Source organism: Streptomyces violaceorubidus (genome assembly GCF_000717995.1).
Taxonomy (GTDB): Bacteria; Actinomycetota; Actinomycetes; order Streptomycetales; family Streptomycetaceae; genus Streptomyces; species Streptomyces violaceorubidus.
The window spans coordinates 1-297 of the sequence record NZ_JODM01000186.1; the positions used below are offsets into that span (position 1 = coordinate 1).

At 70.7% G+C, this 297-nt stretch carries 1 pseudogene; it reads left to right on the plus strand.

The features are described from left to right. Positions 1–16 precede the first annotated feature (16 nt). Positions 17–297: pseudogene (locus tag IE94_RS0134645) on the plus strand (hypothetical protein); the annotation flags it as partial.

Below are 297 nucleotides of genomic sequence, written 5' to 3' on the forward strand. Positions count from 1 at the left end.
GGCCTCTGAAAAGGACATGGCCGCCCCTGTCCCGATACCCACCCTGTCCCGGTCCGGTGCCCCACGGGCCGACACGGCGGAGGCGGACAGGGCTGCCCGTGTCAGCGGCACGCTCCCGGCCGCGGACACCCCGCACGCGAGCGACGCGACCGAGACCGAGACCGAGACCGAGACCGAGACCGAGATGGAGACCGCGACGGAGCCGGAGTCGGAGTCGGAGTCGGAGCTGGACGATGCCGTCACGGTCGTCGACACGCTGTCGGACTCCGACGACACACTCGTTGCATCCGACGAGGA